Origin of the sequence: Lysinibacillus sp. NPDC096212 (assembly GCF_044763105.1) — a bacterium.
GTDB lineage: Bacteria > Bacillota > Bacilli > Bacillales_A > Planococcaceae > Lysinibacillus.
In genome coordinates this window covers 104,953-124,351 of the sequence record NZ_JBIWFQ010000006.1, presented here as the reverse complement: position 1 = coordinate 124,351, position 19,399 = coordinate 104,953, and the positions used below count along the sequence as shown (strand labels likewise).

Genomic DNA, 19,399 nt, shown 5'->3' with positions numbered 1-19,399 from the left:
GCTAATCACCCTTTCTTTAAAGTAGAATACGATTTATTGGATGTAATGTATTTACCACCGCCAAGTGAGTACCAACCATTCTTTTCTTCATAAACCGTCAACTTATCATTTTTCATGGCATAACCAAGCACCTTATTATTTACACCTGGTCCATTTCGGATATGTACCGATTTCACAATAATAGTTAGGGTGCCAAGTGCTTTTTTTGAACTGCCTGCAGCTGCTGTCTGGTTTCCATTTGTAGTTGTTTTTTTTACTGGTGTCTTGCTCTCAACATACTCTTTTAAAGATACAGTCACTTCTATTGTAAAAACATTACCTTGTTGATCAATGTTACGTAGTTTTTCTGTAAGATCCGTTACGACCAATTTATTTATCATTATTGGCTTTTGCCCTAAGATGAAATGATGAGCTTCTCCTTTATTTTGCATCCTTTCTAACCTGGACATTTCTTTAATAGGATTAATACCATGTTCAGCACGTAGCAAAATATTGTAATTTAATTCTGCTAGTCCTGGTCCATCAAATTCTAGTTTTGCCTTATTCCCACTGATCTCATGCTCATTCCACTTAGCACTACTTTTCTTTTCTAAATCATTAAATGTTAGTAATTTGTCTGCAGACACTTCAAAAATGACATCACCAAAACTGCCGATTGTGGCCATTTCAAATCACTTCCTTTATTCCGATGTTGAGTTGTTGCCACCAGGTGAAAGTAATTGCCCATTAACTGTTACAGGACCTTTTGTTTCGATGTTTATTTCACCATCTATGTTTAAATGTAATTTATGTGCTTTAGTGTCATATTCGATAAAGCTTCCATCTTCAAATTCCATGCACCGTTTTTCTGGATCGGTACGTGGTGGAGGTGTTCCATCCGGATAATAGGAACCTAAAATAAAACCTTCGCTCCGTTTTGTGAAAAGGCAAAGTACTGGCTCTCCAATCTTCGGCATCCAATAGTCTTTATTTTTTAACGTGCCTCGATATAAAATGAATAACGGGGCCGATACCTTGTCGTCTTGCTCTTCTATTTTAACGCGAGCTGTCCCTTTTGCTGGATCAACAGTTGTTACTTCACCAACTTGAGTCCGCATTAATATCCCTCCAAACATTTGCGTAAGTCTATGGAAATTTCACTTTTGTTGTGTGTTACTCTCGTTGCGATATATTTGCCATTTAAACGGCCAAATCCAATTAAATCAAAAGTCATTCCAGCATCGATATGCATTTCACTGATGACCGTTAATTTAATTGTCGTGGCGTCTTTATTAGCCTCCCTCAATCGCTTCTTAGCTAATTTTTGAGCCTCTGCAACAGATTTAACTTCTTCCTTCACAACTAGTGTACGGCCTACTTTCGGAGACTTTTTAGGCGTAAAAGTTGCTTTTATTGTTTGCTTTTTACCTGCGTTGTGAGATTGTACACGGCAATCTTTATAGGTGCCTGTGAGTGTTGTATTAAAACTCCAGTCAAGCACCTGTATTTTTGATGTTTTTTTGCTTGTACGCAAAATGGTTTCAACTGTTGGTTTTGCTTCGTAATCTGCTTCATCTAAAACGACTATAGAGCTATTGGACAGTTTGAGACATAAGCCCTCATCTTTACATAATCGATACAAAAAAGCTAAATCTGTTTCAGATTCTTGCTCATAGCGATCATTTTTAGGATCTTCTTTCGTTTCCCAAAATAGCTTTAATTTATTTGCTTTGGCGATATCGCTAACCACTTGTTTAAGCTTCGCCTTTTCCCAGGCTTTAGATTTAAATTGTCCACGTATAGAGGTAGACTCCGGCACAGCTAATGCTTTAATTGTCATTTTTGTAGGCGGACCACTGCCATCTAATTCATCTACTTCAAATTTCCCTAACTTAGTTTTCACATCGTTTTCGGTCCAGTGTTTCCGTACTATTTCAGCCTCTATAAGAGAGCCTTTTGCTGGAAACCAATCATTTATCCAATGGACATCTGCATCTTGTAAAACAAGCTGTAAATCGTCTATTTCTCCACTTAAATTGTCATTATATGTCCAGTCAATTAAGTCCCCACCTAATACTTGAGTTAAAAGCGTTTGATTATAAGTTACATTTAATTCTGTACGTCTGGCTAATGTCATAATTCATCATGCTCCCCAAGCCAACTAGGGCGTTCAGTATAGATTGCTGTATCAATTTCAGGGACGTTTAAAACAACATCACCTGTGAAAAAAATAGTATTGCGATGTTTCTGATTTGCCTCAAGTAAAAGAGGGAGCAAATACTCGCTCCCCCATAACTTATATGCAATTAAATCCCACGTATCGCCTTGTATAGTTGTATAACTATTCATATTGCGTCCTCCTTGATGTAGCTCCTCCGCTATTAGGTATCTGCACATTATCAATACGAGTCTTAAGAATATTTAAAGCTGCTATAACACTTTGAACAGCCGGTTGAATACCTTGTATCGATGCAACCCATCCAGAAGCCTGTCCAATGGTTGATGCTAAACTAGACATATTTGAACTCGATAGATCAGTAGCTGTTTTCAACGAGTAAAAGGACGTGAAAAAGTTTGTACTTACTTGTCCTGAATACATCGTCAAATTATTCAAGTTAGCAGCTGTTGTACTCGTGCTTGTTTGAAGCTCTGTAAATGAACCAAGGATAGTTGTACTTGCGGTACCAATACCAGTCGCTAAGGTAGTCATATTTTGACCAACTAACGGCGCGCTTGTAGATATTGTTGTAAAGGCTGTATTAGTGGTTTCTAAAGTTGTTGCAAGTTTGTTGGCAGATTCATTTAACTTTGTTGTATCGACGGGTTTAGCAGCTTCAGTACTCGCCTGTTTTGTTGGAGCAGATACTGGTGTCGGTTTCGGTGCCAGTGTAGGTCTTGGTGCCAGCGCTCGCATTGGTTCTGGTGTAACCTTAGCAGCTTCACCACTACTTCTTGCTGTATCAACAGCTTTTCCACCTAGCCATTTACCACCAAAATATCCAGCTGCACCACCAAGGACTCCTCCTATTGCTGTACCAATACCAGGAGCGATAGCTGTACCTAATGCAGCTCCTGCTTTCGCACCTCCCCAGCCACCAATAGTACCACCAGCAGTTTCTCCAGTGGTTTTTACTTTGTCTTTCGAGCTAAATATATCCAAACCGCCTGATATTAAACTTAATGGTACAAGGCCTTTGCCGGCCCATTTGCCTGCGGATGATAAAGCTTTGCCACCACTTTTAAAATTTCTTTTCCCTGTTTCCCACATTGATGAAAAGAAAGACTTCTTGCCTCCATTACCGCCTTTGGAGGATGATGTATTCTTGCTAGGACCTTTGTTAGTTCCATTTTTCTTTTTTCTTTTTTCCTTTTTGGATTCCGAAGCTTCAAAAGATGTACCTGATGAATCTTGGTCTTTTGATGATCCTTTGTTGGTACCTTTCTTGCCACGTCTCTCCATAGCCCATCTACCTGCACCAACAGCACCTTTGGCAAGTGTACCGCCACCCATCATCCATGCAGCAGCACCTAGTCCAAGGGCACCACTAAAATTACCTTCTAAAGCACTAGAAACAGCACCACCAGCTGCGCCAGTTAATGCGGCAACAAACGCTTTCCCTGCAATTGTACCGAGTTTTGTAAAAATCCGTCCCATCGCTTCACCACCTGGACCGCCTAACCAGGTTTCTGCTTTTTGGATAGCAGTATCTAACATGTATTCAATTTTTTCACCAAAGCCCATATCATTGAACATGTTGTATTTTTGTAGGTCTTTGCTGTATTGAACCATCATCTTTTGTGTATCTGCAGGGTCCATATTAGGTTTGATTTTTGGTTTAATTGGCTTTTGTGTGCTGAATGGTGCTGTAATTTCACTTAGGACTTTTGCTGTAGCTTCACCAGCTTTTTCAATACCGCCCATATTTTTATCAAGGGTCCCTGTTATACCACCGAAAAACCTTTGAAATACTGGCAAAACTGGGGTCATGAATTTGATTTGGGCACCCTCAATACTACTCTTTAAAAGTTGAAGAGAACCAGCATAGTTATTTACCATTTCTGCCGACATTTTTGCTGCAGTTCCATCTGACTTCTCTAATGACGTTGTCATTTTTTGAAGTTCATCTGACCCAGTTGAAAGTAGAATAGCCCAATGTTTAAATGCTTCTGCACCAAATAGTGTTTGCAACGTATTAACTCGCTGTTTATCACTCATTCCTGCTGTCCCTTTTTCTATCTCTTTTATCAGGGCAGGTAGTGACTTCATTTTTCCTTGAGCATCAAAAAACTCCATGCCTAATTTTTTTGTTTTTTCCGCTATTCTACCTTTGTCTTCGGCTAATCGACCCATTGAGCTTGCAAATGCTTGACCTGCAACCGAACCCTTTAAACCTTGATTAGCAAGTGCCATCATTGCTGCAGTTGTTTCTTCGAGTGACCATCTAAATTGATTTGCGGTAGGAGCTCCATATTTCATAGCTTCACCAATCATCTCAACGTTTGTATTTGCATTAGCTTGAGCATAAGCAAATACATCCGCTGCATGTCCGGCTTTATTTGCGTTCATACCAAATGCTTGCATCGTATCACTTGTTATATCTGCTGCTCGACCTAAATCCATAGAACCTGCTGCCGCAAGATTTAGCATGCCGGGCATTGCCGAAATGATTGCATCTGTTTTCCAACCAGCTAATGCAAGGTATTCCATACCTTCTGCAGCTTGAGTAGCAGAAAATACTGTTGACTTACCGAGATTTTGTGCCTCAGCGTTCAGTTTTTCAAGATCTGTCCCAGTTGCACCAGATATAGCAGAAACTTTAGACATTTGTTGTTGGAAATTTGCTGCTGTATTAAGCGAAGACATTGCTATACCTGTGGCAGCTGCAGCAGTGCCAACAGCTCCCACACTTGCCACTGTTTTAGCCGTATTCATACCACTTGAAAAAGTGGATTTTAAAGCACCGATACGCCGTTGGCTACCCTCTAGCTGTTTTAGCTCGCGAGAGAGTTTTGCTGTACTTTCTGCATATTGCGATTGATGGATCTTGCCGTTTTTAAAATCACGTCCTAATCGATCTAGTTCGCGTTGTGCTTCACGAGCACGGCTTTTTAAATCGCCTAAACTCGTTGTAGCTTTTGAAAAAATATTGTTGAAGGAGCTACCGACTTTACCATTTATCTCGAAAGTCATATCAAAACTTTTAGCCATCGTCTTTCGCTCCTTCCTCGTTCATTACCTCTGTCCATTCTTTTAACGACGAAAAGGGTTCTCTTTCCCAATATTCGATTGATGTATAGGAATTAGATGCCAATGCCAGGAGTAACTTTCTTATTTCTTTGCTCCCACCATCTACACCTATTATTGGAAGAAAAAATTTCGAGCTGAGAATGTAACTTCGGCAAAGTCTACTAGTCCTAATCGCTCTAAATCATCTACTAAAATTCCTGATGCTCTGGACGCGATTCTGACACAAACTTGCTGATCTCCAACTGAGTTAAAGCCCTCTACGTGCCCTTCTGCTTTTAATTCCTTATCAATTTTTAATACATCGGCACCTGTCATTTTTCCAAAATCCAATTTAATTTCATTTAAAAGAGCCCCATCGATATTGATAGGACTCTTTAACTCAATAATTTTCACATTTGGATTTTCAACAACGTTTGTTTTTTCTTTTTCTTTTACTTCTGTATTGTTTTTAATTTCTGGATTTTGACTCATTATAATTTGCCCCTTTTTTGTTTTATTGTCCTAACGCTTCTCGAAGTCTCGCACCATAATCTATACCATCAACTTTATAAATGTAATTATGACGATCATATTCAAAAAGAACTTTACCTTTATCTTCAAGCTTTAAATAATGAATCTCTACTTCAGAAGACCCATCATAAGTAGAACCTTTTTCAACCTTACCTAGTGAGTTTTTTGTGACAGAACCTAGAACAAGCACTCTGGATGGTGTAAGCTCATGTTTACGTGTTTTTGTATTAAAATGTTGATTGGCCATTCGACAATCGACTTTAATGCCGTCAGGTTTATAAAAGTCTATTAATTCATGTGTAATAGAACGCCAATTTATCTTTAATTGCATAGATTCTAAGTGGCCAAAGTTTGGGCTTTCGTACTCACCAAAAATACCCCCACCGTTAATCGTTTCACTCATGGAATTTAAATCTGGCAATTCAACATCTGATACGCCCAGTAAATCAGGTTTATCATTAGCGTATATCCGGAACTCATTTAATTTTTCTGGAAAAAGCATTGTATTTTACCTCCTATTCACTAATGAATAGTGATTTATAGTAACTTGCATCAAATTCTAAGATATTTTCAATGTCTTGTGCTGGTGTCGGTTCTGCAACCGCATAACGGAAACGTATTTTTCCACTTAGTAAATCCGTTATTGGATTATCCTCTTCTCGAAATTCTACACGTCCTCCAATAAGAACTCCTTCAGATTGCAAACCATTCATCCACATGTTCATCGTATCCAATACGTTATCAATTAAGCGACGTCCAATTGGGCCATCAACCTTATCCCAAGTAGTAAGAATAATTGTATTCCCTAACCAGTTGTGCGTGATACGTACGGGAATAAACATATCTTTAACATCTGTACTAGCCGGAAATGCACCAGTATAGTTGCCCCAAGCGCGCCAGCCACCGATAAAATTAATGGCCGTTGTAATACCTTGGTTGTTTAATAACTCTGCTTGGTCTGGTGATAAATCAATTTCCTCGTGTCCATCTTTCGTTTCCACTAACAATTTTGTCATTGGTAACGGCTTGTTGGATGGTGATTCGTGAGGATAATCTCCGTTGTCATATGCTGTTTTCATAATGCGACAAGCAATATGAGTGGACATGTGATATACCTTATCGCCTATACCTGCCAGTGGCCAACAAACAACTTCATTGCTACCTGTGTAGCTATTTTTGTTTTTCCACTCGTTAACCTTTGTGTAGGTATTAGCATCTAATGTGTCTACATCATCTAGCGCTTGTGCCTTAAAGTACGTATTAATAGATGATGCTTTTGCTTTCATGACAGATGCAACGGTTGGGTCTTTTGAAAACTTTGGTGCAAGTACAAGACCTGGTACCATACTAAGTTTAGGAAACACAGAATTGAGTAATTCTAATCCTGTGCTTTTTCCAGTATCAATGTCATAACCACCAATAATATGGTTATTTTTAATTGCATCAGGCTTTAAATGATCGTATTTAACATTTACAGTTGTTACCTTTTCAATCAAAAACGCAATGACTACTCGGCCATCTTCATTAAGCGATGCAATGTAGTCTTTATCACTTTCCAATTTATTATCAGCATTACTAATTTCTAAGGATTGTAGTAAAATGCCTTCAGTTTCAATCACAGCTTTTTTATTAGTTACTTCAATAGATTCTTGTTTATTTTCTTTGTGCTTTTCAGGATCTAAAACATTAACAAAAACAATTGGACCAACATTACATTGTCTAAATGCTGCATCAGCCATTTCACACAATGTATAGTCTTTCCAGTTGTCTGAGTATCCTAGAGCTTTTGCAAACTCAGAAAACGAATACGCTAATACAGGCTTATTTACGTTTTCCAGCGTTTCGGCTAGATTGATTGGTGCTGTACCAAAGACAACTGGAAGAGTGGCTGTTGCTACAACTGGTGCAGATAGTGAAGTCGGCTTTTCAGTTACTCTTGAGCCATGTCGTGCCATTTTATTTCACCTCGCTAAAATATTCTTCTGTCTTTTTAAACAACATCGATTCCACTGAATAAGCATCTAACATGCTCTTTTGAAATTCTGTAAGCTTCTCTGGTTGAATAAACATCTTTTTAAATGCAGGTGATTTATCCAGATGATCTTTAAAATGTTCTGGATAACCACCTACAAAAGAGCTAAATCGTTGTAACCCTTTAATAGGTGGACCTACGTAGAGAAGTATTTCATGTTTAATACTTCCCTCTAATACCTCGCCAACTTGTTTTACGGATGCTTGTTGATTTTTAATAGTTGAAGTCATCCCCCAACACACTCCTCTCTAATTGAACTGGTGGCGTTGCAAAGTCTACTTCCATGACTCCATGCCACAATGGTTTTGGTTGTTCTTCAAAAAGGGCTGATTCAATTTCCCCTGTCAATATACCAGGACCAACGCTATTCACTTCTTTTAAAGCAAATTTAATGTGGTTCATCACATCTAGAGTTTCACGCCATCCTTGGCGTTCATCTTTGCTATAAGTACCTATTACGAATCTAAATTTCATGACGTTTTCATCTTTTAAGTTATCTTTTTCAAATAAAAAACGGACAATTACAAAGGGATAATCGTCCTGTTCTGTATCTTCTTCACCACGTCTTACATTCTTTTTCGGTGGTGAATAACCGTCATATATAGTTGGTGCTTTTAATATATTTTCATCCTTAGTTGGTAAACGCATATCTGCTAATGAATCTGTTAAAAAAGCAACCAATTCATCTGTCATGTTTAGTGAATCCATTAATTATCCTCCATATAGTAATCGATTCATTTCATGCTCCATACGCTTATCAAGCGTTTCTTGGGCATGAGTAGCAATACTTTTAATCACTGTATCTTCACCCATCATCTGTGCTATAGATGGTCCGTATAGTCCCTTGATAGGCAATCTACTTTTACCTACACGTGTAAATACATTAGTGTGTGAATTACTCATCCCGGCAATGAATCCATGTGTAATCGGCTTCCTACCGCCACTTTTTTTAACACGTGCACGAATTATTGCATTATTAGATTTTGTAGGTGTTACATCGAATTTCATCAATGGGGTAACAGGTCCACTTGCACGAATTTGTGCAGAAAGTTTACTTGCATTTGCTTTATTTATTTTAATAGCACTTTTTGCATCAGAAGCACGAATAATATATTTCGCTCTTATTTCTTGACTTGCCTTTGATCGTGCAGTCACAGCCGATCTATTAATTGCCCGAGCGAATACTGTTCGTGCCTCTTTTGGTGTTTTGGAGAACAATTCTTCTAATTTTTCTACATGATGCAATTTTAATTCAATCATATAGACACCTAGCTTTCATTTGCGCTGATTAAAATACGGATAATCCCCATATCTTCTGCGGATTCTTCTACATAATATTCATTCCCGTTCAAAACTAAAATACTGCCAACTTTCGGGACGTAAAAATCACTACTTCTCACAAAAATTGTTTTGAAATGTGAAAACACTTCTTGTGCAGCACTTAATTGATCTTTCCCATAGCCTTTTAGTTCTTCAAGGCTAGTATCTTCAACTACTAAGTCTAACGTTTCCCCTTCTAATTCATGTTCTTCTGCAAATTCATTGGCATTAAAAAAAACACTAGAAAGGTCTTTTTCTAATGCTTCCTTAAAATTCATATTTCCACGCTCCCTTAGTCCTCTAATTGATCTAAGAAATATGCCGTCTTCTCATTTTCAACAATTAAAGCAATAATGTTTGACTTGCTAATATTACCTTTCCATTCCAAACCCTGTTGTTTAGCACCATCTTTTAACTCGTCTAAATCAAAGTTAAGATCCAATGTCTTTTCGATAGGTTCATCTTCTAGTTCATTGGTTTCATCTGGTTCTTTAACAGTTGGAATTACTTTCTCATCCTCTTTTACAACTGCAGTAACAACACCTAACTTTAAAAGTCTAGCGCTCTCTTTTTCTGTAATTGCAGATTCTGCGAGAAAGTCACCTAAATAATAACGTTCACCATTATGACGTAATGGAGACAGTACTTTGTATCCTTTCATACAAACCCTCCTAGACTACTTTTGAAGTTAACCATGCATCTACATTTCCTGGCTTTGGAATAGGACGAGATGCAAGACGAACCATTTTTTGTTCATTCTGATGATCTGCCCAAATTTTCGGCACTAGTTGACCTTCATAAGTCATGAACTCATCATTCTTTTCCATTTGTGTAATAGCACCATACGCAAAGCCAGCAAAATTTTTCTTCGCTAAAATAGCCGTATCTACAGGGATATATGGTTGCTCTTTTCCATCATCATCTAAATACCAATCATCATAAGTATAGATTTCGACACCTAACCCTGGTAACTTACCAATGAAAGTTACAGCATCGCTTTTAATGCTAGGTTCAATATTCCCGAAATTCATATTCTTTTTATCAAACATTTCTTTAATAATTGGATGATTAATAAATGCTTTCTCTGCATTTTCTCCAAGAATTAATGTGTCAGGTGCAACACCCGATTTTTTTGTTACTTCTTTTCGCCACTCTTTAATATCTTGGTATGGATTTGAAACATATTCTTCATCGGTATTTTTAGTATAGTTATCCCACTTGTCAGTACCTGCTAAAGTGACACCTTGAGTAAAGTTAAAATCAAGTTCCTGTTCTACATAACTATCCGGACCTTCACCAGTGTAACCCTTCATGATAACTTTACCGTTAATCAATGTTTGAGCTGCAAGCCACTCTTCACGACGACTAATCATTTCATTTAATTCAATCAAATCATTTGCTAAAAGCTCACGTGCTCGTTGAGCAGGTGTTTTTGTACTAACTACACTTTCACCGGCTAGTCGCTTTGTAATATCATCAATTGTTAATGATTTTTGTGGAGCAATACGTGGAGCAACGTATTTTTCAGTACGGTAGCCATCACGTTTAACTGTTACACCACCTGTACGTGGTGCCACAAAAGGTGCCATTTTGCGTTTACCTTTTGTATAATCAATCAGAACATCTTCAGTTGGGAATGTTTCAACTGCATTAAAAAAAGTGTCACGCAAGAATGTGTGTACTTTTGGCATTTGGGTAATAGCTTTTAAGATTGTAAGAGTTTTATATAGTTGCATGTTTGTTCCTCCTTAAATTGATGCCTTTAAATAAATTCCTTTAGTGCGTAAAACATCATAATGAACAGAAACTTTATCTGTCCCATCCGTTAGTAAAGCATCTGAATTAAATGATCCTGAAATATAGGTTTCAGCAAAAACAGACTTTCCAGGCTTACTACCTGTGTCAACGTCATCCGTCAAAATAGCATCTGCAAGGATAGGTGTTGTAGCAGTTGTACTAGCTACTAAATATTCCCCATCACTGTTTTTACCAATGATTGTGCCTTGTAATAAAAGACCTTGGCCAGCTTTTAATTTAACTGATCCTGTTTGAATGGGAAATGAAGTATCATAGATTAAATTGTTTGGCTCATAAGTACCTACTTGTCCATTTAACTTCATTATTGTTTTCCTCCTTTTGCAAAAATATTAGCTAACGCTTCAGCTTCTTTTTCTACCTCATCCTTAGGATCGGATTGAACCGGCGCATTAGAACCAGGAATTTTGTTTAATGGTGCAGCATCTTTTTGCATATTAATTAATTGATTTTGAGCTTGTTCTTTTTGAGCTTTTAAAGCATTAATTGCAAATTGTGCAGCTGGAATAGGATTTTCATATTTCGCATTGTTAACTAATGCTTCATTCCCTGGCACTGCAATATCTTCAATTGCTTTGATTCTAGAGTTTTCAGCTTTTACACCTTCTGTATACCCAATATTCTTTACTTGCTCAAATAGCTCTGGATGTTCATTTTGTAACGTCTTTAAGTCCATAACATCATTTCCTCCATTATCTTTATTTTCATTTATTAAATTGTTAGCTTGATTTACAACATTCGCTGCAGGATCTTTTGCCATTTGTTGCCTTACTTTATCAATGACTTCTTGAGGTATTACACTGTTAATGCCTAAATCAGCAACCGCATCAACCTCTTTTTCAAACATAATTGCATCTATAAAACCATGCTCTTTAGCTTGTTGAGCTGTCATCCATGTTGTTTTATCCATCATAGCTTTTAGTTCATCACTAGATTTGGCTGTTTTTGCAGTATAGGAATTGATAATAGAAGCATTTACATTTTTCAAGAACTCACTATTATCATCCATTACTTGATAATCACCATGCGCGCCATTCGCTGCATTATGAATCATCATTTGTGCAGTAGGCGACATGACAACATTCGTTCCTGCCATCGCAATTACAGATGCAGCACTTGCAGCAACCCCAACAATTTCTACATTAACTGTACCGCCAAAAGATTTTAGTGTTGTGTAAATTTCAGAAGCACTAAAAACTGAGCCACCTCCACTATTTATCACCACTTGCAACTCTTTATGGCCATTTTTAATAGCTTGATCGATTGAGTTCAATACCTTCCCAGGACTCACAGCTGGTATACCAAAATAATCGTATACCCATTGATCACCATCGTTAATAACAGGTCCTTTAATGTCGACTCTCATTATTCTTTCTCACCTCCTTCATCGGATTTATCAGATTGAATATTTATATTTACAGGTGCATTAAAACCTGCTTCCTTTCGCAACTGTTCCTCACGTTTTCTTAATTCATGATTACGGAAGAAGTCAGTTCCTGTTAATTCTTGTGCTTCTCGGGTACGAGTGCTCAAATCTGATTCAATACGTAAAATTGCTGCTTCTACTTCTTTTTTAGGATCTAATTGACCTTGTGTTGGTCCATTCCATTCTGCACTACAATATGCTTTTCGAATTAAAGGATCATCAAAAAAGCCTGGTGCATGTATGCGTCCCTTTAAAACTGCTTCCACAAGAAACTCTTCATAAATAGGCTGGCAAAAGTTTTTCGCTAACCATATTCGACGCTTTTTAAACATTTTCCAAGCCTCAAGTAACGCACCTCTTGATGCTGAATAAGAAGAGGTAAAATGTTTCATTAATACTTCATAAGGAATCTCTAATGCAACCCCTATTTGGCGAAATATAGCTGTTGTAAAAGCATCAAAATTTGGGTTTGGTCTACCCGGATTGGATTCTTGAATTTTTTCTCCCTCACGAAGAAATGTGACTGATCCATTTCCGATATTTATTTTTGAATTATCTTCCTCAAAATCATCATCTTCTTCTCCGAAGCCTCCACCAAACTCACCCTGTTCAGAAGCTTCTGTTGTAATAAATACCGAATACATACCACTTATTACAGCTGCCATTAATTCAGCATCAGTATATCGATCAATTTGTTTTAAGCTTTCGATAACAGGTGCTAAAATCGGTATTCCTCGGCGCTGTTCTGGACGTTCAATATCTAATAAATGAATAACATTTAAACGTCCAGAGAGCTTTCCATACTTTTCAATTCGCTTCCAATCATTTTGCCCAGTCAAAGAGCTATTTGGATGTTTATCTGCAATGTGATAGGCAATAACTTCACCTGTTGAATCTATCTCTACACCATTAATTAACCGTTCTTCATAAAATGTATTGATCACTGGATTACAAATCCTATCAGCTTCAATTAATTTCACTGTAAGTTCATACAGTGAACCAACTCGTTTTTTATAAGGCAAAATTGCAAAACAGTCCCCAGAAGCCAAAGTTGATAAAAGTGCCAATTGTTGCAATTGACCGAAGTCGCACATACGATTTGCATCACAATTTTTAGAATCAGCCCAATATTCAAATTCACGCTCAATTTTATCCTCAATAGCTTCGGCTTCTTCTTGTGAAAGGCCTAAAAAATCGCCGTCAATTTGAGCATTTAATTTCAGCTCATAACCGACGACGTTGGTTACTATAGATTTTAATGATCCACTAGCAATAGGTGCACCCATATATAAATCTCTGGAACGTTCGCGCATTTTTTCAACATTACGCTCTATATCATCAATTGGATCACTTAAAGAACTAATCCAACCAACAACAGCACGTTTTGTACCACTTGCAGCATGATTGCCGTAACCTGTATTTGTTGGTACAACAGAATTTATTGGTGATTTTTGATCAGATTCTTTTTTTATGCTCTCAGCTTCCACACTTTTTCACCTACTTTCTAACTATCCCAGGGAATAAATTGTTTTGTTCTTCGCATCCGTTTACCCTTTTGAGTCATTTCAAACTCAGCAACTTTATTTTCCCAATAGCTAATTCGTTTAGCGACTTCAGACAAATTGGCTTTTGTTAAACTTCGATTACTTATTGTATAACTTTGGGCATTTGCAATAGTACGCTCAGCTTCTAACCAAATCCTTAGATTTTCTTGAGCTTCCTCTAATGTAATAGCCATTAATAATTTACCTCCTTACTCTTTTTCTTTTTTTAACACCATAGTTACCCGCATACTCTTTTTCAAAGTTCGGATTTACTATTTCAATTGCTGCTGTATTATAGACTCGTAAATCAAATGGTTCATTCCGTGCGCGGATTTTTATCCATGTTTGATATGGAACACCTTTTTCATGACGAGTCTCTAACTTTTCGGCAGTCAAGCCAAGAAAATAATTTAATTCATAACCTTGCCCTCTTGGGAAATGGCAATAGTTTGGTCCAGGCTCTTCTACTTTCAAACTTGACATGACACGGGCCTTCCCATCGTTTACACCCAGCCGTACAAGCAATGGTTTTAATGGCTTAGGTCGTGAAGTACCTGCTAATAGCGGTACATACATGCCTTTTGCTACGTTCATACCCTTGATCGCATAAATTCGTCGTGCTTCTCGAGCCTTTGTAAATCGATAAACCTCTTGTGTATAATGTCCACCACTATCAATACATGTGCAGGCAATCCCAAACTGCTTACCGTTTGCCTTGCTCCATCGCTTTTGAAGCCATAAATCAAGTTGTTTCCATGTTTCTTCCCGCTTCAAGTCCCCATATAAAACATGATATTCAATTCCCCATGACTCACGCCCAGCACCCCAGCCAACTACTTCAATTTCAAAGCGGTCATCCTGAACATCCACAGCTGCAGTGAGTACTTTAACTTGTTCAGGTACTTCAGCATCATATTTTTCACGACGCTCGAATAAAATTTCCTCATCAACTTTTGTGCCGCTTTCTTCCCATGATTCACCAAGGACAGTATTAACCCATGTTTTTAACTTTTCTTGGCCATCTCGTTTCGCTTCCAAAAAATCTCGCACGATTTTTTCCCACGTTACCCACGGACTCGAAAATTGATTCAAATGAAAGCCACGACGGCGTGAATGTTTCTTTTGTGCAACCCACTTACCTTCAGCACGTTTCCATTCACGTTCACTATGTAAGCAGCCACATTCACTACATGCATGATTCACTTCGTCCACAATAAATTCGTTATCCTCAGTTTTACGATACTCGAATTTTATTTGTCCCCATTTGATTGGCTGGTAGGTATCACATGACGGACAAGAAAATGACCATTGTTCCATCGTACTATCTTCATACAGCTGCTCAATTCGTGAAGTACTCTTATCAAGTGGCGTCGATACATAAACATGCTTTCGGTTAGATGGGAAAGTTGTTGTACGCATTTTTGCTAAATTGATCGGATCCCCTTCCTTACCAGCTGACACTGGATATCGGTCTACTTCATCACATAGCAAAATCCGAATTGGTCTACTTGATAAAGATGTCGCTGCATTTGCACCAATAATTGCAATTGAACCACCCAAAAATGCTTTTTCATCAATTGTGTTACCTGCATTTTTTGCTACTTTATCACGTAACGCCTCGCTTGCTTCAATCATTGTGGAAAGCCTTGTTGTTGAAAAATATCGAATTAATTTTTTGTTTGGTAGCATGAACATAATTGGACATGGATCATAATCAATGTGATAACCAACCATGTTCAACATAAACTCTGTTTTACCAACCTGAGCTGACGCCATAATTGCTACTTCTTCAATGTTTGAATCTGTAATACAGTCCATAATTTCACGCATGTACGGCGCTCTGCTTGTTCGCCAAGGACCTGGCTCTGCAGATGTGTCGGATGTTAATGTACGATATTGGTCAGCCCATTCTGAAACAGTCAAGTTAGGTCGTGGCGACCACAATTGCGCTAAATCTTTAAATAAATTGATTGTTTTTTCAACAGCCAATTTTATTCGCTACTTTCTTTCACAAACATTTGTGGCGAATATTCCACTAAAACAGTCAAAGTATCTTCAATTTCGGTTCTTAATGTTTGTTCGATTGTTTTAGTGGACTCACCTTCCAATTGTCCGGCTATACGTGCAGGTAACGTCAATAATTTCGATTTAGCGCTTAAAATCATGTCACCCATAACTAGCCGTACATCTTCTGCTGCATGCAACTGTCCACGTAGTTGCTGAAGCTGCATCTCTGTTTTTTCCTTCTTTAAAATTTCATGTTCGGTTTTGGCATCTACATAACGGGGCTTACCATTTTCCTCTTTTCCTCCCGAGATATGTTCAATATAAGCAAGTATATTTTCTCCCAAATTATATCTACCACGGCCGCATTGTGTGAGCACACCATCACGTGTTAACTGACGAATCCATTGCGGTGTTTTTCCCACCAATTTTGCAAATTCACTTGTTCCAATCTCCAAAATATAAATGTCATCCACTTTCGCTTTAGATTTTGTCATTTCTCACACCTCACTTTCGCTTTTATGCTTAGATCCTTGTTTCCTTTTCCAAAACATTAGATGAAGAGATTTTTTCAAAGTTGTAACTTTCAGCTCCCACAAGCGAAAGCGAAAGTGAAATTTTTTGAATAAAAATAGACCACTTTTGGGGCTCGCAAGCCCCGCATGCAATAAAAGTCCTAGAAGAACCTAAAGAATTAAATGAATACGTTTGTGGACTGCTCACTCCTGCCTTCCAAACGTGTTGGCAATTCAATATCTTCTGTCATACGTACACCATTCTTTCTATCCTCAGCAATACGTTTATAAATTAAATCGCATGCATCATTGATCTCTTTGTCGTATCTATAATGGTATTGAATCCATTGCACCTGTGTTAAAGCATGAGTGAATTCATTCGGTGTCCAATACATTGTTCATCCCTCCACAATTTATAATTGAATGCATAATAAAAAGCTACATCTATTGGATGCAGCTAGAGTTTTAGTAAATATTAAACTTTCAGTTCCTCTAATTGTTCTTTTATATATTGATCAAAACTATTTAAACTCTCCTCTAAACTAGATAATTCATTAAAAAAACCTGCCAAATTATGTGGCTTTTGTTCTTCTGGTAATTTATTAAATGATATAATTTCATTATAAATATGATTAATAAAATGATTAAATCTTATATAATCAAGCATAAACCCTTCATTTAACAATTCATCGTTAACATCATTTACACTGTTTGATATCCATGATATTGAAGTCTCAGACGACTTTAATTTATAGCTCAATTCTTCGCTATACGGTTTATTAAATTCCACTTCAAACGAATTAACAAATCGCTTTGCAAATTCATTTAACAGTTGTAATTTCTTTAGCGTTTTCTTTATTTGTGTAATTTTAAGTGCTTCCTCTTTTTTCTTTTCGTATTCAAATTGTTTATTCATTTGATAAGTAGCAACAATATAAGCGCCTAAAGCTCCTATTGCTCCTCCGATCATACCTAATATTCCACCAATAATTGAGGCTTTATTAGGACTGTCTTCTCCAATTACTTGAAAAGCAATCGCTATAACTCCAAATAAAAATACTCCTGCAAAAATACAAAAAATTACTTCTATGACTCTTCTCATTTTGATTCCTCCAAGATTTACTAGGATTATCTTACCATTGTGAAATCCAAATGAATACTTGCATAGTAAAAAGCCACACCTGTTAGATGTGACTTTGTAAATCAAGTAAATATATATTTGCTATTAATTAAAGAGTTTATTGTTAACTAGTTCACGATACTCTTTTTCCATAAATAACATAAAATCTTCTAGATAATCTTGATCTTTAAAGGTAAATGTTTTAATTATTTCACCTTCAAAATCTATAATAATATCTATTTGGTTAATAACGTATTTGCATTCGATATATCCAATTTTTTCAAATCTTTCTACAGGCATTGGATTATTTTCTCCAAACGCTGCCAGTTCTGAAATAAAATCAGGTTTACTAGTAATTTCATTAATCTTTTTAAGGTATTCTGATTTTTCTTCTTCATTTTCTACAGGACATTGAATTTCATATTTTTTATAATGTCCCATATCCACAACCTTTGAAAGAAAATAGAAATTTTTCATATCTCCTGAAAGTGCATCTACAACAATATCTATACCATTAAACCTATCAATTAAACTATTCATAATAATTACACCTCCCTCCACACTAATCATAGTATGGATGGAAATGTATGTCACTATTAGAAAAGTAAAACATGAAAGAGACTACCAATTTAGTAGCCTCCCAAGCTTGTTTGCTGAACAAACGTACAATCTACTATTTCTCCATCTTATTTATCTTCTTAAATTGCATTTTAACTACATGATCAAGGGATATAAGACGATCTTGAATATACAAATACTTTTCCCTATTTTTTGTTGCCGCTAACATGTTGACCCGAAAGGCTTCTGAAACCTTTAAAACATCTTTTTCACCAGTTGAGTAGGTAATAGTTACTTCAAGATTTTTAGGTAATTGTTTATCACCAATATCTTTTAGCAATTCTTCAAGCTCTTTAAAGAAGTTCTCTTTATCCATTGTGATCACTCCATCATTCTCTGTTATAAAATATAATACCACACAACAAGAACAAGTGTTTGTATATCTTTACAAATCATTTCTTGTGATCACAATTTTAAAAATGAAATTCTTCCTAGCAAAATGCATTTGCTAGTTAGTTTTCTTTATTGTTTTCTTTATTGTTTTCTTTAGGAGTTTCGCATATATAGAAGAAACTCGTTTCACTAGACGCTAATTAGCGACATTACTAGACGCTAATCCGCGACATAAGTAGACGCTAATTAGCGACATAAAAGATGACGCTAATCCGCGACAGTTAATACCATGACAATGAAAAAGGAATCAACTAAGGTTGCCCTTAATCAATTCCCGATGTTATTAATTTAACATGTATAAAACAAAATGCTTCATTTTATATTTCTAATGTTTTCATTTATTTTTTCTATTATTTTTCTACTTTTTTTCTATTATTTTTCTACAGTACGAGCAATGTTTAAATCCAAAGCGAGTTTGTAGAAAGCTTTCCAACGTATTTTGTCATAAGTAGTCGCTGAAATAGGTGGCTGAAACTTAAAACAATAGACTTTCATATCTGTTAAGTATTCAGCATCATCAGCCATGTATCTTGTTTCAATCAAGAATCTTTCCATTGATGGCAGCCTCTTTACAGCACGTTCTACACGTTCACAATATCTTCGCCTTGCACTCTTTTCATCAACGTTGTAAATAGCTACTGAGCCTGTTTGGTTACTTGTCAAATTACCCTTTCCTCCACCAATGTCATTAATATGTGATGTGGTAGCAGCTTCCTTTTCCTCAAAAGTTAAATGTTTAAAAATGCGGTATTTTTCTAATTCTTGCTCTACAGCTGCTTGCGTTGCTTTTCGATCTAGTTCTGGCAATTCAAAGTCCAAATGGATTCCTCCTTCTATAACAAGAAAGATACCCTGGCACCAACCAGGGCAATTGA

At 36.8% G+C, this 19,399-nt stretch carries 25 protein-coding genes; all 25 read right to left on the bottom strand.

All coding sequences use genetic code 11. The features are described from left to right. Positions 1–5 precede the first annotated feature (5 nt). The 25 genes from ACIQ7T_RS08405 to ACIQ7T_RS08285 all read right to left on the bottom strand — a co-directional run bounded on the left by ACIQ7T_RS08405 (position 6) and on the right by ACIQ7T_RS08285 (position 19,343). The gene (locus tag ACIQ7T_RS08405; protein WP_402869716.1) at positions 6–665 is read right to left on the bottom strand and encodes a phage tail protein; all 660 of its coding nucleotides are present in this window, start codon (positions 663–665) and stop codon (positions 6–8) included. 15 nt (positions 666–680) lie between these two features. Further along, the gene (locus ACIQ7T_RS08400; protein WP_402869714.1) at positions 681–1,097 is read right to left on the bottom strand and encodes a phage baseplate assembly protein V; all 417 of its coding nucleotides are present in this window, start codon (positions 1,095–1,097) and stop codon (positions 681–683) included. Further along, the gene (locus ACIQ7T_RS08395; protein ID WP_402869712.1) at positions 1,097–2,116 is read right to left on the bottom strand and encodes a phage late control D family protein; all 1,020 of its coding nucleotides are present in this window, start codon (positions 2,114–2,116) and stop codon (positions 1,097–1,099) included. Before ACIQ7T_RS08395 ends, ACIQ7T_RS08400 begins: the two co-directional genes overlap by 1 nt. Continuing rightward, complete coding sequence (locus tag ACIQ7T_RS08390) at positions 2,113–2,328, bottom strand: tail protein X (protein WP_402869710.1); 216 nt, start codon at positions 2,326–2,328, stop codon at positions 2,113–2,115. Before ACIQ7T_RS08390 ends, ACIQ7T_RS08395 begins: the two co-directional genes overlap by 4 nt. Continuing rightward, positions 2,321–5,188 carry a phage tail tape measure protein gene (locus ACIQ7T_RS08385; RefSeq protein ID WP_402869708.1) on the bottom strand — a complete coding sequence of 956 codons (2,868 nt, stop codon included), beginning with the start codon at positions 5,186–5,188 and terminating at the stop codon, positions 2,321–2,323. Before ACIQ7T_RS08385 ends, ACIQ7T_RS08390 begins: the two co-directional genes overlap by 8 nt. Before the next feature lie 150 nt (positions 5,189–5,338). Continuing rightward, on the bottom strand, positions 5,339–5,698 hold the full coding sequence (locus ACIQ7T_RS08380) for a phage tail assembly protein (RefSeq protein ID WP_402869706.1): 360 nt from the start codon (positions 5,696–5,698) through the stop codon (positions 5,339–5,341). Between the two features lie 22 nt (positions 5,699–5,720). Then, positions 5,721–6,239 carry a phage major tail tube protein gene (locus tag ACIQ7T_RS08375; RefSeq protein ID WP_402869704.1) on the bottom strand — a complete coding sequence of 173 codons (519 nt, stop codon included), beginning with the start codon at positions 6,237–6,239 and terminating at the stop codon, positions 5,721–5,723. A 13-nt stretch (positions 6,240–6,252) separates the two neighbouring features. Next, positions 6,253–7,692 carry a phage tail sheath family protein gene (locus ACIQ7T_RS08370; protein ID WP_402869702.1) on the bottom strand — a complete coding sequence of 480 codons (1,440 nt, stop codon included), beginning with the start codon at positions 7,690–7,692 and terminating at the stop codon, positions 6,253–6,255. Position 7,693: 1 nt separating this feature from the next. Next, positions 7,694–7,999 carry a hypothetical protein gene (locus ACIQ7T_RS08365; RefSeq protein ID WP_402869700.1) on the bottom strand — a complete coding sequence of 102 codons (306 nt, stop codon included), beginning with the start codon at positions 7,997–7,999 and terminating at the stop codon, positions 7,694–7,696. Then, on the bottom strand, positions 7,983–8,477 hold the full coding sequence (locus ACIQ7T_RS08360; protein WP_402869698.1) for a hypothetical protein: 495 nt from the start codon (positions 8,475–8,477) through the stop codon (positions 7,983–7,985). The genes ACIQ7T_RS08365 and ACIQ7T_RS08360 overlap by 17 nt, the downstream gene beginning before the upstream one ends. Before the next feature lie 3 nt (positions 8,478–8,480). Continuing rightward, positions 8,481–9,029 carry a phage tail protein gene (locus tag ACIQ7T_RS08355; RefSeq protein ID WP_402869696.1) on the bottom strand — a complete coding sequence of 183 codons (549 nt, stop codon included), beginning with the start codon at positions 9,027–9,029 and terminating at the stop codon, positions 8,481–8,483. Positions 9,030–9,037: 8 nt separating this feature from the next. Further along, complete coding sequence (locus ACIQ7T_RS08350) at positions 9,038–9,367, bottom strand: hypothetical protein (protein WP_402869694.1); 330 nt, start codon at positions 9,365–9,367, stop codon at positions 9,038–9,040. A 14-nt stretch (positions 9,368–9,381) separates the two neighbouring features. Continuing rightward, a complete protein-coding gene (locus tag ACIQ7T_RS08345) occupies positions 9,382–9,750 on the bottom strand; it encodes a hypothetical protein (protein WP_402869692.1) in 369 nt (122 codons plus the stop codon). A 10-nt stretch (positions 9,751–9,760) separates the two neighbouring features. After that, positions 9,761–10,825 (bottom strand): major capsid protein, encoded by a 1,065-nt coding sequence (locus tag ACIQ7T_RS08340; protein ID WP_402869690.1) that lies wholly within the window; start codon positions 10,823–10,825, stop codon positions 9,761–9,763. Between the two features lie 12 nt (positions 10,826–10,837). Continuing rightward, positions 10,838–11,209, bottom strand: a complete 372-nt coding sequence (locus ACIQ7T_RS08335; RefSeq protein WP_402869688.1) for a head decoration protein — start codon at positions 11,207–11,209, stop codon at positions 10,838–10,840. Beyond that, entirely contained in the window at positions 11,209–12,270 is a 1,062-nt protein-coding gene (locus tag ACIQ7T_RS08330; RefSeq protein WP_402869686.1) for a head maturation protease, ClpP-related, read from the bottom strand. The genes ACIQ7T_RS08335 and ACIQ7T_RS08330 overlap by 1 nt, the downstream gene beginning before the upstream one ends. Continuing rightward, positions 12,270–13,817, bottom strand: a complete 1,548-nt coding sequence (locus ACIQ7T_RS08325) for a phage portal protein (protein WP_402869684.1) — start codon at positions 13,815–13,817, stop codon at positions 12,270–12,272. The genes ACIQ7T_RS08330 and ACIQ7T_RS08325 overlap by 1 nt, the downstream gene beginning before the upstream one ends. 17 nt (positions 13,818–13,834) lie before the next feature. Further along, positions 13,835–14,068, bottom strand: a complete 234-nt coding sequence (locus ACIQ7T_RS08320) for a DUF6148 family protein (RefSeq protein WP_402869682.1) — start codon at positions 14,066–14,068, stop codon at positions 13,835–13,837. A gap of 7 nt (positions 14,069–14,075) precedes the next feature. Next, on the bottom strand, positions 14,076–15,863 hold the full coding sequence (locus ACIQ7T_RS08315) for a phage terminase large subunit family protein (protein ID WP_402869680.1): 1,788 nt from the start codon (positions 15,861–15,863) through the stop codon (positions 14,076–14,078). Between the two features lie 2 nt (positions 15,864–15,865). Continuing rightward, positions 15,866–16,375, bottom strand: a complete 510-nt coding sequence (locus tag ACIQ7T_RS08310; protein ID WP_402869678.1) for a hypothetical protein — start codon at positions 16,373–16,375, stop codon at positions 15,866–15,868. A 197-nt stretch (positions 16,376–16,572) separates the two neighbouring features. Further along, positions 16,573–16,788 (bottom strand): hypothetical protein, encoded by a 216-nt coding sequence (locus ACIQ7T_RS08305; RefSeq protein WP_402869676.1) that lies wholly within the window; start codon positions 16,786–16,788, stop codon positions 16,573–16,575. 80 nt (positions 16,789–16,868) lie between these two features. Continuing rightward, on the bottom strand, positions 16,869–17,495 hold the full coding sequence (locus tag ACIQ7T_RS08300; RefSeq protein WP_402869674.1) for a hypothetical protein: 627 nt from the start codon (positions 17,493–17,495) through the stop codon (positions 16,869–16,871). A gap of 123 nt (positions 17,496–17,618) precedes the next feature. Beyond that, a complete protein-coding gene (locus ACIQ7T_RS08295) occupies positions 17,619–18,053 on the bottom strand; it encodes a hypothetical protein (protein WP_402869672.1) in 435 nt (144 codons plus the stop codon). A 133-nt stretch (positions 18,054–18,186) separates the two neighbouring features. Continuing rightward, the gene (locus ACIQ7T_RS08290; protein WP_402869670.1) at positions 18,187–18,447 is read right to left on the bottom strand and encodes a hypothetical protein; all 261 of its coding nucleotides are present in this window, start codon (positions 18,445–18,447) and stop codon (positions 18,187–18,189) included. 449 nt (positions 18,448–18,896) lie between these two features. After that, positions 18,897–19,343, bottom strand: coding sequence for an ArpU family phage packaging/lysis transcriptional regulator (locus tag ACIQ7T_RS08285; RefSeq protein WP_402869668.1), 447 nt, complete (start codon positions 19,341–19,343; stop codon positions 18,897–18,899). Positions 19,344–19,399 lie beyond the last annotated feature (56 nt).